This window comes from Streptomyces sp. NPDC059455, from assembly GCF_042750115.1.
GTDB lineage: Bacteria > Actinomycetota > Actinomycetes > Streptomycetales > Streptomycetaceae > Streptomyces > Streptomyces endocoffeicus.
Map to the genome: position 1 here is coordinate 126,903 of NZ_JBHYVB010000001.1, position 12,459 is coordinate 139,361.

The window sequence follows — 12,459 nt, forward strand, 5'->3', positions numbered from 1 at the left end:
CCCGCCGCGGCGCGGGCGCCCGCTCCCGCCCCCCCCACCCCCCCGCCGGCCGCGGGGCGGGGGGGGGGGGGGGGGGGGGGGGGGGCCCGCCCCCCCCCCCCCCCACCGCCGGGCTGCTGTGGTACACCAATCGGCGCCGCGCCCTTTATGCCCGCATTTAGGGGTAACAGCAAAGATCTGCGGTGAGGGGTTCCGATTGGCCTCGCGCAGGAGTACAAAGGAATCGACGGCCCGCGAGACCAGGGGTATCCGGGAGGAAACCCCCAGACGCCAAGGCCCCACGGACCGAGCACAGATGCTGAGCACCCACGCGACGTCGACCCGTCGATTACGGGCCAGCCGCACCAGGTGACGGGCAGAAGTTCCCGACCTGATGGGCGAATGAGATTGCACGCATGGTAACCCGGCAGCTGTGCCAGCGGCGGTGCCCATGTGGTACCGCCGCAACTCTTGTCCGGGGCCGGCCCGCCTTGGTCCGACGTCAGACCGCACCCGTCCCGCGTCTCGCGCCTCTCCGACGTCAGACCGCACCCGTCCCGCGTCAGCCCACGCCTCTCCGACGTCAGGCCACACCTGTCCCGCGTCAGGCCGCCCCGCGCTGCAGGGCCTCGCAGACCGCCGTGGACTCCCGCGCTCCGAGCTCAACCGCCCGTCCGCAGTGCGCGATCCACACCGCCATCCCCTCCGGCGTCCCGGACGCATAGCCCTCCAGCGCCGCCATGTACGGCGCGGCGCCCAGCTCCGCGTACCCCACCTCGGCCGGGCAGATGGACTTCGGATCGAGACCGCTGCCGACCAGCACGATCCGTTCGGCCGTCCGCGCCACCAGACCATTGCGGGAGACAAAGGGCCGCAGGGCGAGCAGTTCGCCATGCACCACCGCCGCCGTCACCAGCGCCGGAGCCTCGCTGCCCGCGAGCAGCAGCCGGGCCAGCCCATCGAGCCGCCCCGCCACCTCGTCCGCGTCCGGCAGCGGCAGATCGGACCCGATCAGCGGCTCGTCCACCGGCTCACCCGACTGCCGCGGGCGGCCGATCCGCTCGTCGCCCTCCGCCCCGCCCGCCGCGACCAGATGCAGCCGGGCCAGCACCCGCAGCGGCGACTGCCGCCAGATGCTCAGCAGCTGCCCCGCCTCGGCGGTCAGCCGCAGCGCCGCCCCCACCGTGCGGGGCTCACCCTCGGCCCCGAAGTCGGTGCGGCGGCGCACCTCTTCCAGCGCCCAGTCCGCACCGGCCAGCGCGGCGGAGCCCCGCGCCCCGCGCAACGCCGCCTCGGAGGTGACCTCATTGCTGCGGCGGCGCATCACCCGGTGCCCATAGACCCGGTCCACGGCGGCCCGTACGGCGTTCACGGACTCGGTCACACCGGGCAGCGCGGCCAGGGTGGCGAGCGGATCAGCTGACGTACTCATGAGTACGACACTACGCACCTCGCGCCGGGCGCCCCTCGTTGGAGTGGTGTTCTTCACGTAAATCCCTCATGGTCCGGGATCACTCACCTACGCTAGGTGAACATGAAGATCGCTTTCGTAGGCAAGGGTGGAAGCGGCAAGACCACGTTGTCGTCGCTGTTCATCCGCCATCTCGCCGCCACCCACGCCCCCGTCGTCGCCGTCGACGCCGATATCAATCAGCATCTGGGCGTGGCGCTCGGACTCGACGAGGCGGAGGCCGCCGCGCTGCCCGCGATGGGCGCCCATCTCCCGCTGATCAAGGACTACTTGCGCGGTACGAACCCCCGGATCGCCTCCGCCGAAACCATGATCAAGACCACCCCGCCGGGTGAGGGCTCGCGGCTGCTGCGGATCGGCGAGGACAATCCCGTCTACCGGGCATGCGCCCGCACCCTGCCGCTCGACAACGGGTCGGTGCGGCTGATGGCGACCGGCCCCTTCACCGAATCCGACCTCGGTGTCGCCTGCTACCACTCCAAGGTCGGCGCGATCGAGCTCTGCCTGAACCATCTGGTCGACGGGCGCGGCGAGTTCATCGTCGTCGACATGACGGCGGGCAGCGATTCCTTCGCCTCCGGCCTCTTCACCCGTTTCGACATGACGTTCCTGGTGGCCGAGCCCACGCGTAAGGGCGTCTCCGTCTACCGCCAGTACAAGGAGTACGCCCGCGACTTCGATGTGGCGCTCCAGGTGGTCGGCAACAAGGTGCAGGGCCCGGACGACCTGGACTTCCTCCGCGCGGAGGTGAGCGATGACCTGCTGGTCGCGTTCGGCCACTCCGACTGGGTCCGGGCGATGGAGAAGGGCCGTGCGCCCGGGTTCGAGGAGCTGGAGGAGCCGAACCGCGAGGCGCTACGGACGCTGCAGGGCGCGGTCGACGGCTCGTACGAGCGGCGCGACTGGCAGCGGTACACCCGTCAGATGGTGCACTTCCACCTGAAGAACGCGCAGAGCTGGGGGAACGCGAAGACGGGTGCCGACCTTGCCGCCCAGGTCGACCCCGCCTTCGGGCTGCGGGAGTTCGCGCCGGCGGAGAGTTCGGCGGCTACTCCCGCTCCCGCTTAGCCGTCCGCGTGTGGTGCCCGGACGTCCGCTCGTGCGCCGTTCCGCGATCGGACGTCCGCCCCGGCTCGGCGGCCAGGTAGCGCTTCCAGCCACCCGGTGGCCGCATCCCGACGTCCAGCACCCGCAGTTTCTCCAGGACGCTGGGGTTCTGCGCGTCCAGCCAGTCGGCCAGCTGCTTGAAGGAGACGCAGCGCACTTCCTTGCGCGGGCAGACCTTCTTGATGACGTCCTCCACGGCGCGCATATACGTTCCGCCGTTCCAGGACTCGAAGTGATTGCCGATGAACAGCGGCGCCCGGTTGCCCTCGTACGCCCGGTCGAAGGCGGCGAGCATACCGTCGCGCATCGGACGGCCCCAGGTGGAGCGCTTGGGCCGCTTGCCCTTCTTCTTGCGCGGCTTGTTGGCGAGGAAGTTGTAGTCCATGGAGAGCGTCTCGAACGCGCGGCCCGGCACCGGGATCTGCTGCAGCGGGAAGTCCCAGATGCCGTGGATCCTGCGGGGCCAGATCTGAAGCCCACCGGGTGAGCTCGCGTCATAGCGCCAGCCCAGCTTCGCGGCCGCCCGGATCAGGTTCTTCTGCCCCTGGAGACAGGGTGCGCGACCGCCGACGAGCTCCTTGCCGTAGTCGAAGGGGAGCGGCTTCTCGTGTTCCAGGCCCGCGTTGGTCTTCCAGTTCTCGACGAACGACTCGGCCTGCTGGATCTCGCTGGTCCACTGGCGCGCCGACCAGGTGCCGACTCCGCGGCGGCGTCCGCAGAAGTGGCCGTTGAAGTGGGTGCCGATCTCATTGCCGTCCAGCCAGGCGCCGCGGAGCTGCTCCACCGTGGCCTTGATGCCCTCGACGTCGTTGAAGCCGATCGACGAGGCGCCGCGCCGATGCTTGGGCGGATCGTAGAGGTACCGCTTCTCCGCGGGCAGCAGGTACACCCCGCTGAGGAAGTACGTCATCGTCGCGCCGTACTTCTTGCCGACCGCGCGGAAGCGGGAGAACAGCTTCTTCTTGCCCTGGCCGGCGCCGTCCCAGGAGAAGACGACGAACTGCGGTGGTCTCTCGCCCGGTTCAAGCGGCTCGGTCTTCGGCTGATGGGGCTGGGGACCGGTGTCGGAGGTCGATCCGTCGCCGATGAGGCGTAGCACCTTCGGAGCCTTGTGGGGATGGTTCGGCGCCCCCGGACCCTTCTGCGGGCTGTCCCTGTCATGGCGCGCGCCCGTGGTGCCGCCCGGCCCATGGGTGTGGGTGGAGTCTTCTGAGCAGCCGACCGACGAGGAGAGCGCCACCGCCGCGGCCAGCAGTGCAGTGACGTTTCTTCTGGCCCTTCCGCCTCCCCTGGCTCTCATGTCGCCACCTCGCCCCTCGTGTCGTGCCCTGTCCCGGGAGATCCGGCCGGATAGGAGCAAATCTCGCATGGGCAGAGAAAAAGACAGAGGATGACAAGGCGTTTTAAATGACTATTCACCCTATAGGGGGAATACCGGCTCATTCTCCCCAAAAGACTTCCCAGCGACTTTACTCGCCATTACGATTCATTTACCAACGCTTGGAAGTCAGTACCGCAGTACGCCGTGACCCACGGCCGCGCGCCTATCCGCGACCGAAGCCCCGGAGGAGACGGGAATGTTGAAGCTCTTGGACCGGATCCACCGGGTCTCCCGCCTCAGACATGGAGATCCCTCCGCCTCGGCCGCCCTCTTCCGGTTCGCCGTTCCACTCTCACTGGGTATCGCCTCCGTCTCACTGGGCATCGCGTCGGCCCGCGGCGCCTCGCTCCGGGCCGGACTCATGGCCGCCGCCGCAACCCTCGCGATCACCCTCCTCACGGTGCTCCTCCGATCCTCGGGCTCCGGGCGAACAGCGGGCTCTGGGCGGACAGCGGGCTCTGGGCGGGGGGCGGGCTACGGACATCCGGCGGCCGATGGACGGGCGGCGCGGCGGATCGCCGAGACGGACGGTGCCCGGGCCTGCCGGCCGTGGACGCCTTGGCGTGATCACCACTGCACCCGTCCGGCCCCGGCGGCCGCGGGCGTCGGGGTGAGCGTCGCCGCCGGCGGAGACGCGGGTGGTCAGCTGCTGGGCGGGGTGAGCGCGTTCCAGCGCCATACGGCACCGCTGGTCCGCGATGAGCTGGCCCGGCTGGCCCGGGAGGGGCAGCGGCCCAGTCAGCTGTTCCTCACCTGTGCCGACTCCCGCCTGGTGACCAGCATGATCACCTCCAGTGGCCCCGGCGATCTGTTCACCGTGCGCAATGTCGGCAATCTGGTGCCACCACCGGGCTCCGATGACTCCTGTGACTCGGTGGGCGCGGCGATCGAGTACGCGGTGGAGGTGCTGAAGATCAGCAGCATCACGGTGTGCGGCCACTCCGGATGCGGTGCGATGCAGGCGCTGCTCGACTCATCGACGCCGGTCCGCACACCACCTCAGCCCGGGGCGTCCACCGACGGGGCCGAGGCATCCGGCGGACCCGAGGCGCCCTCCGGCACGCCCGAGGCGCCCCCCGGCAGGCCCATGGCGCCCTCCGGCACGCCCGGGGCATCTCCCAACGGGGACGGGACGCCGCTGGAGCGCTGGCTGCGCCACGGTGGACCGGCGCTGGCGCGGATGGAGCGGATCGGTCGGCTGGGGCGCGGCGAGGTCGCCCTGTCGAGCCGGGCGGTGGCCGACGATGTGGAGCGGCTGGCGCTGCTCAATGTGAGACAGCAGCTCGACCATCTGATGGAGCACGGCTGTGTGGCACGGCGGGTGGCGGAGGGCGGGCTGGCGCTGCACGGCATGTATTTCCAGGTGGCGGAGGCCCAGGCGTATGTCCTGGACACGGGTACGGGGAGGTTTCTGCCCGTCCGCCCGGACCATGGCGCGCCGATGCCCGTCTGCCTCGCCACCACGGCGGCCCCCACCCGGCCTGGAAGGGGCCGTTCCGGCGTGGCGGAGCGTGGCGGCGACCCCGTCCAGGGCGCCCTGGAGCTGGGACGGTGACGAACACGACTAAAGGTCTAAACCAATATTCGGCGACAGCCCTTGTCAGGGTGTGCCGTTGGCTGATGAGCTATGGCCTGGGACACAACGGACACCCTGGGAATGGGAGATGTCGTGAGTAACGAGAGCCTGGCCAACCTTCTTCGGGAGGAGCGTCGCTTCGCGCCGCCCGCCGAGCTGACCGCGAACGCCAATGTCACGGCCGAGGCGTATGAGCGGGCGAAGGTGGACCGCCTGGGCTTCTGGGCCGAGCAGGCCCGTCGGCTCTCTTGGGCGACCGCGCCGACCGAGACACTCGACTGGTCGAACCCGCCCTTCGCGAAGTGGTTCGCCGACGGCAAGCTCAATGTGGCGTACAACTGCGTCGACCGGCATGTCGAGAACGGCCTGGGCGACCGGGTGGCGCTCCACTTCGAGGGCGAGCCCGGCGACACCCGCTCCCTCACCTACGCCGAGCTGCAGCGGGAGGTCTCCCAAGCGGCCCATGCACTCACCGAGTTGGGTGTCCGGTCGGGCGACCGGGTCGCCATCTATATGCCGATGATCCCGGAGACCGTGGTCGCGATGCTGGCCTGCGCCCGCGTCGGCGCCCCGCATTCGGTGGTCTTCGGCGGCTTCTCGGCCGACGCTCTCGCCACCCGTATCCAGGACGCCGACGCCCGGGTCATCATCACCGCCGACGGCGGCTACCGCCGTGGCAAGCCGTCCGCGCTCAAGCCCGCCGTCGACGAGGCGCTCACCCGGCCCGGCACCGAGAACGTGCGCAATGTGCTGGTCGTCCGCCGCACCGGCCAGGAGGTGGACTGGAGCGAGGGCCGTGACGTCTGGTGGCACGAGATCGTGGAGCGCCAGCCGGAGCAGCACACCCCCGAGGCGTTCGACGCCGAGCACCCGCTGTTCATCCTCTACACCTCGGGGACGACCGGTAAGCCGAAGGGCATCCTGCACACCTCCGGCGGCTACCTCACCCAGGTCTCCTACACCCACCACGCCGTCTTCGACCTCAAGCCGGAGACGGATGTCTTCTGGTGCACGGCGGACGTCGGCTGGGTCACCGGCCACTCGTACATCGTCTACGGCCCGCTCTCCAACGGCGCCACCGAGGTGCTCTACGAGGGCACCCCGGACACCCCGCACCAGGGCCGCTGGTGGGAGGTCGTCCAGAAGTACGGGGTCACCATCCTGTACACCGCCCCGACCGCGATCCGCGCCTGCATGAAGTGGGGCGACGACATCCCGGCCAAGTTCGACCTCTCCTCGCTGCGGATCCTCGGCTCCGTCGGCGAGCCCATCAACCCCGAGGCCTGGGTCTGGTACCGCAAGCACATCGGCGCGGACACCACGCCCGTCGTGGACACCTGGTGGCAGACCGAGACCGGCGGCATCATGATCAGCCCGCTGCCGGGCGTCACCGCCACCAAGCCCGGTTCGGCCCAGGTCGCGCTGCCGGGCATCGACGCCACCGTCGTGGACGACGAGGCCAATGAGGTGCCGAACGGCCATGGCGGCTATCTGGTGCTCACCGAGCCGTGGCCGTCCATGCTCCGCACCATCTGGGGCGATGACCAGCGCTATCTGGACACCTACTGGTCCCGCTTCGACAAGCGCTACTTCGCGGGCGACGGCGCCAAGAAGGACGACGACGGCGACATCTGGCTGCTCGGCCGGGTCGACGATGTGATGCTGGTCTCCGGCCACAACATCTCCACGACCGAGGTCGAGTCGGCGCTCGTCTCGCACCCCAAGGTCGCCGAGGCGGCGGTCGTCGGTGCCACCGACCCGCAGACCACCCAGGCCATCTGCGCGTTCGTCATCCTGCGCGGCGGCGCGGCCGAGGACGAGGGCCTGGTCGAGGAGTTGCGGGCGCATGTGGCCAAGCAGCTCGGCCCGATCGCCAAGCCCAAGCGGATCCTGCCGGTGGCCGAGCTGCCCAAGACCCGCTCCGGCAAGATCATGCGTCGTCTGCTGCGCGATGTCGCCGAGAACCGGGCGCTGGGCGATGTCACCACGCTCACCGACTCCTCCGTCATGGAGCTGATCCAGAGCAAGCTGCCCTCCGCCCCCAGCGAGGACTGATCCCAGCACCCGCGCCGAACGAACGAGGGGCGCTCCCGCCTGGGCGGTTTCTGGCGGGGGCGCCCCTTCGCTGTGGCTGCTGCGGATCGCCGCCGCAGGTGGCCGTCACAGGCGGCCGCCGCACGTCGCTGTCGCAGGTCGCCGCCGCAGGTGGCTGTCGCAGGTGACCGCCGCAGGTGGCTGTCGCATAAAAATTGCGACAAGATGATGGGCAGGAGCGCCGGGAAGTCTGGTCGGCATACGCCACACGTGTATCCGCACCTCGACCCACCCAGGAGGCCCGCCCGTGGCCGCGCCCACCAGCCGCAAGTTTCTCGGACGCCTGTCGCTGCCCGAGCGGACGTTCGTCATCGACGCGCTGCGCACCGAGACCGTCGGCGGTGTGATCCTCCTGGTGGCCGCCATCGTGGCGCTGATCCTCGCCAACACCCCCCTCAGCGGCGTCTACGGCGGCATCAGGGACTTCTCCTTCGGCCCCCAGGCGCTGCATCTGCGTCTCTCGGTCGCCTCCTGGGCCACCGACGGCCTGCTGACGATCTTCTTCTTCGTCGCCGGTATCGAGCTCAAGCGCGAGCTGGTCGCGGGCGAGCTGCGCGACCCGAAGGCCGCCGCCCTGCCCGTGATCGCCGCCGTCTGCGGCATGGCCGTGCCCGCGCTCGTCTATGTCATCGTCAGCGCGAGCGGCGGCGGCAGTCTCAAGGGCTGGGCCGTGCCGACCGCCACCGACATCGCCTTCGCGCTCGCCGTTCTCGCCGTGATCGGCACCGCGCTGCCCGCCGCGCTGCGCGCCTTCCTGCTCACTCTCGCGGTCGTCGACGACCTCGGCGCGATCCTCATCATCGCGATCTTCTTCACCCAGCGCATCAACTTCGTCGCCCTGATCCTGTCGGTCGCCGCGCTCGCCCTCTTCTGGCTGCTGCACCGCAAGGGCGTCCGGACGGCCTGGATATACGTCCCGCTCGCCGTGGTGATCTGGGCGCTGATGCACGCCAGCGGTGTGCATGCCACCATCGCCGGCGTCGCGATGGGCCTGATGCTGCGCTGCACCGTACGGGAGGGCGAGGAGCGCTCCCCCGCCGAGCGCGTCGAGCACCGGGTGCGCCCGGTGTCGGCGGGGGTGGCGGTGCCGCTGTTCGCGCTGTTCGCGGCCGGGGTGCCGCTCTCGGGCGGCGCCGTGGCGGACGTCTTCACCCGCCCGGAGACCCTCGGCGTCGTCCTCGGCCTCGTCGTGGGCAAGGCCATCGGCGTCTTCGGCGGCTCCTGGTGCGCCGCCCGCTTCACCAGGGCCGAGCTGAACGAAGACCTGGCCTGGGCCGATGTCTTCGCCGTGGCCACCCTCGCCGGAATCGGCTTCACCGTCTCCCTCCTCATCGACGAACTCGCCTTCCCCGGCGATCCCACGCTCGCCGAGGAGGTCAAGGCGGCGGTCCTCATCGGCTCGCTGACCGCCGCCCTGTTCGCCGGGATCCTTCTCAAACTGCGCAACACCAAGTACCAGCGGCTGTGTCAGGAGGAGGAGCGGGACGAGGACATGGACGGCATCCCGGATATCTATGAGCTCGACAGCCCCGCGTACCACCTGCGGATGGCCGCCATTCACGAGGCAAAGGCCGCCGAGCACCGGCGGCTTGCCGAAGTGGCTGCCGCGAACGACTCCGGCGACGATGGTCCGGCATGATCTGAGAGGCTTGACACCCGCAGAAATGTGCAGAAGACGTAGCAAGCACTGACCACGTACCAAGCACGGGCAGCGTACGAAGCACGGGCGGCGTACGAAGCACGGGCGGCGTACGAAGCACGGGCGGCGTACCGAGCACTGACGACGCGGCACGAGCGCAAGACGCACTAGACACGAGCGGTAACACGAGCGGTAAGACGCACAAGAGCAGAGGGAGATGGCGATGAGCGCAGCCGACGACGGCGGCAACCGCAGCCTCGGCCAGCTGGTGGCGACGGCGACCAGCGAGCTGTCGGCGCTGATGCACGACGAGATCGCGCTGGCCAAGGCCGAGCTCCGGGTGGGGGCCAAGAAGGCCGCGGTCGGCAGCGGCGCGGGGATGGCGGCCGGGGTGCTGCTGCTGTTCTCGCTGCCGGTGCTGAGTTTCGCGCTCGCGTACGGCATGCGCTCGTGGACCGGCCTCGGCCTCGCCTGGTGCTTCCTGATCGTGGGCGGGATCTACTGGCTGTTCGCCGGGATCCTGGGTCTGCTGGCGCTGCTGAAGTTCAAGAAGGTGAAGGCGCCGAAGCGGTCGATTTCCTCGTCCAAGGAGACGGCCGCCGTACTGGGGAGCGTCAAGCCGCATCCGCGTGCCGGGAGCAATGGCGGACGCCCCGCGCAGGATGTGACACGCTCGTCGGCATGACCGTCCCTGATACCTCCGCGTCGGTCGTACGGCTCGACGGCCCCTGGACCCACCGGGATGTCGCGGCCAACGGCGCGCGCTTCCACATCGCCGAGCTGGGTGACGGCCCGCTGGTGCTGCTGCTGCACGGCTTTCCGCAGTTCTGGTGGACCTGGCGGCACCAGCTGCCCGCGCTCGCCGAGGCCGGCTATCGCGCGGTCGCGATGGATCTGCGCGGGGTGGGCGGCAGCGACCGTACGCCGCGGGGCTACGACCCGGCCAACCTCGCCCTCGACATCACCGGTGTGATCCGCTCGCTGGGCGAGCCGGACGCCGCGCTCGTCGGCCATGACCTGGGCGGATACCTGGCGTGGACGGCCGCGGTGATGCGGCCGAAGCTGGTGCGGCGGCTCGCGGTGGCCTCGATGCCGCATCCCCGACGCTGGCGCTCGGCGATGATCGCGGACGTCAAGCAGAGCGCGGCCAGCTCCCATATCTGGGGCTTTCAGCGGCCCTGGCTGCCCGAGCGCCAGCTGGTCGCGGACGACGCGGCGGCCGTGGGCCGGCTGATCCGGGACTGGTCCGGACCGCGGCTGCCCGAGGACGAGGCGGTGGAGGTCTACCGGCGGGCGATGTGCATCCCCTCGACCGCGCACTGCTCGATCGAGCCGTACCGCTGGATGGTGCGGTCGCTGGCTCGGCCGGACGGTTTCCAGTTCAACCGGCGGATGAAGCGGCCAGTGCGGGTGCCGACCCTGCATCTGCACGGCTCACTCGACCCGGTGACGCGCACCCGCAGCGCCGCGGGCTCCGGGGAGTATGTCGAGGCTCCCTACCGCTGGCGGCTCTTCGACGGGCTCGGCCACTTCCCGCACGAGGAGGACCCCCGGGCCTTCACCACCGAGCTGATCAACTGGCTGAAGGACCCCGAACCCGACCGCTGAGCGTCATCGGACGTACGCATTCCGACCACGTCCCCACGCTCGTGCGAACATCTGTTTTTCGAACAGCCAATTGCCCGGAGCATAGGCCAATTGCCGCAGCCACCGGCGATTACGGACCTTGGGTCAGGGGCACACACCGAGGTATGGGCTGGACGCACGACTACCGTGACGCACCAAACAGCCGCGGCCCCGAGGCCGCCGCTACCGCCAATGCCGCGCTGAGTGTTTCCGAGCGGGGCGGCTCCGGGCCTACCCAAGGCCATGACCCGAACATCGGGATTCCCCGCATCATCCGCCGCCGGGCCCGGTGGGTCTCGGCGCGACTGCGCCATCCACGCGGCCGCTAGCAGTATCTCGGGCGCGGCCCGGGGCCACAGCGACACCGGAATCTAGAGGGCACACCCCTGGCTGTCCACCGGCTGGTCGGCCGTGCGCCCCTTCTGGATATCCTCGCTCACCTCGTCCGCCGTCAGCGCGTATCCGGTGTTGGCGTCGTCGAGGGACTTGGCGAAGACCACGCCGTACACCCGCCCTTGCGGGGTGAGCAGCGGACCGCCGGAGTTGCCCTGCCGCACCGTCGCGTACAGCGAGTACACATCGCGGTGCACGGTGGAGCGGCGGTAGATGTCGGGGCCGTTGGCCTCGATACGGCCGCGGACGCGGGCCGCGCGCACATCGAAGGCGCCGTTCTCCGGGAAGCCGGCGACGATCGCGCCATCGCCGGTGCGCGCGTCGTCCTGCGCGAACTGCAGCGCCGGGGCCTGCAGCGAGGGCACATCGAGGACCGCGATATCGCGCTTCCAGTCGTAGAGCACGACCTTGGCGTCGTACAGCCGGCCCTCGCCGCCTATCTGCACGGTCGGGTCGCTGACGCCGCCGACGACGTGGGCGTTGGTCATGACCCGGTTCGGGGCGAACACGAAGCCGCTGCCCTCGAGGACCTTGCCGCAGCTGGGGGCGGTGCCGACGACCTTGACGATGCTGTCCTGCGCCCGCGTGGCCACCGGGGACTGGGCGAGCGCGGGGTCGGGCTGCGGCACCGTGGTGATCGGCTCGTTGGCGAAGGGCGAGAAGACCTGCGGGAAGCCGTTCTGCGCGAGCACGGACGAGAAGTCGGTGAACCAGGTGTTCGCCTCGTCGGGAACGACGCGGGAGACCCCGAGCAGCACCTTGGAGTCGCGGACCTCCCTGCCCAGGGTGGGGAGCGAGGTCTGGGCCACCAGGGAGCCGATCAGCCAGGCCACCAGCAGCATCGCCAGGACGTTCACCAGCGCGCCACCGGTCGCGTCCAGGGCGCGCGCCGGTGACCAGGTGATGTACCGCCGCAGCTTGTTCCCCAGGTGGGTGGTGGCCGCCTGGCCGACCGAGGCGCACACGATCACCAGGACGATCGCCACCACGGCACCGACGGTGCCGGGGGATGCCTTGTCGTCGGTGGTGCCGTCCCATATGAGCGGCAGCAGATAGATCGCGACCAACCCGCCTCCGATGAACCCCGTCACCGACAGCACGCCGACGACGAAACCCTGGCGGTAGCCGACGATCGCGAACCACACGGCGGCGAGCAGCAGCAGGATGTCCAGCACATTCACCGGAACACCGTC

At 70.1% G+C, this 12,459-nt stretch carries 9 protein-coding genes and 1 pseudogene; 7 read left to right on the plus strand and 3 right to left on the minus strand.

The window, feature by feature from the left end:
• Positions 1-583: 583 nt before the first annotated feature.
• A complete protein-coding gene (locus ACFXB5_RS00520) occupies positions 584-1,411 on the minus strand; it encodes an oxidoreductase (protein ID WP_385201019.1) in 828 nt (275 codons plus the stop codon).
• Between the two features lie 102 nt (positions 1,412-1,513).
• Here ACFXB5_RS00520 and ACFXB5_RS00525 point away from each other — a divergent pair, with 102 nt between their 5' ends.
• Positions 1,514-2,518, plus strand: coding sequence for an ATP-binding protein (locus tag ACFXB5_RS00525; RefSeq protein ID WP_385201020.1), 1,005 nt, complete (start codon positions 1,514-1,516; stop codon positions 2,516-2,518).
• On the opposite strand, the gene ACFXB5_RS00530 is transcribed toward ACFXB5_RS00525, so the two are convergent.
• Complete coding sequence (locus tag ACFXB5_RS00530) at positions 2,499-3,857, minus strand: hypothetical protein (RefSeq protein WP_385201022.1); 1,359 nt, start codon at positions 3,855-3,857, stop codon at positions 2,499-2,501. The genes ACFXB5_RS00525 and ACFXB5_RS00530 overlap by 20 nt on opposite strands.
• Positions 3,858-4,416: 559 nt before the next feature.
• Between ACFXB5_RS00530 and ACFXB5_RS00535 the strand changes: the two are divergent.
• The 6 genes and pseudogenes from ACFXB5_RS00535 to ACFXB5_RS00560 form a co-directional block, all read left to right on the plus strand.
• A pseudogene (locus ACFXB5_RS00535) lies at positions 4,417-5,493 on the plus strand (carbonic anhydrase); the annotation flags it as partial.
• A 114-nt stretch (positions 5,494-5,607) separates the two neighbouring features.
• Positions 5,608-7,569: an acetate--CoA ligase gene (gene acs, locus ACFXB5_RS00540; RefSeq protein ID WP_385201024.1), complete on the plus strand. Its 1,962-nt coding sequence runs from the start codon at positions 5,608-5,610 to the stop codon at positions 7,567-7,569.
• Between the two features lie 286 nt (positions 7,570-7,855).
• Positions 7,856-9,247 (plus strand): Na+/H+ antiporter NhaA, encoded by a 1,392-nt coding sequence (gene nhaA, locus ACFXB5_RS00545; RefSeq protein WP_385201026.1) that lies wholly within the window; start codon positions 7,856-7,858, stop codon positions 9,245-9,247.
• Positions 9,248-9,470: 223 nt separating this feature from the next.
• Positions 9,471-9,932, plus strand: a complete 462-nt coding sequence (locus tag ACFXB5_RS00550; RefSeq protein ID WP_385201028.1) for a phage holin family protein — start codon at positions 9,471-9,473, stop codon at positions 9,930-9,932.
• Positions 9,929-10,855: an alpha/beta fold hydrolase gene (locus tag ACFXB5_RS00555; protein WP_385201030.1), complete on the plus strand. Its 927-nt coding sequence runs from the start codon at positions 9,929-9,931 to the stop codon at positions 10,853-10,855. Before ACFXB5_RS00550 ends, ACFXB5_RS00555 begins: the two co-directional genes overlap by 4 nt.
• 143 nt (positions 10,856-10,998) lie before the next feature.
• Positions 10,999-11,202, plus strand: a complete 204-nt coding sequence (locus ACFXB5_RS00560) for a hypothetical protein (protein WP_078956796.1) — start codon at positions 10,999-11,001, stop codon at positions 11,200-11,202.
• Between the two features lie 42 nt (positions 11,203-11,244).
• Here ACFXB5_RS00560 and ACFXB5_RS00565 read toward each other — a convergent pair whose 3' ends face one another.
• Positions 11,245-12,447: a MarP family serine protease gene (locus ACFXB5_RS00565; protein WP_385201032.1), complete on the minus strand. Its 1,203-nt coding sequence runs from the start codon at positions 12,445-12,447 to the stop codon at positions 11,245-11,247.
• Positions 12,448-12,459: the final 12 nt, after the last annotated feature.

Coding starts and splice junctions, on each gene's coding strand:
- ACFXB5_RS00520 (WP_385201019.1), bottom strand. CDS start 1,411: ATGAGTACGTCAGCTGATCCGCTCGCCACCCTGGCCGCGCTGCCCGGT.
- ACFXB5_RS00525 (WP_385201020.1), top strand. CDS start 1,514: ATGAAGATCGCTTTCGTAGGCAAGGGTGGAAGCGGCAAGACCACGTTG.
- ACFXB5_RS00530 (WP_385201022.1), bottom strand. CDS start 3,857: ATGAGAGCCAGGGGAGGCGGAAGGGCCAGAAGAAACGTCACTGCACTG.
- ACFXB5_RS00550 (WP_385201028.1), top strand. CDS start 9,471: ATGAGCGCAGCCGACGACGGCGGCAACCGCAGCCTCGGCCAGCTGGTG.
- ACFXB5_RS00555 (WP_385201030.1), top strand. CDS start 9,929: ATGACCGTCCCTGATACCTCCGCGTCGGTCGTACGGCTCGACGGCCCC.
- ACFXB5_RS00560 (WP_078956796.1), top strand. CDS start 10,999: ATGGGCTGGACGCACGACTACCGTGACGCACCAAACAGCCGCGGCCCC.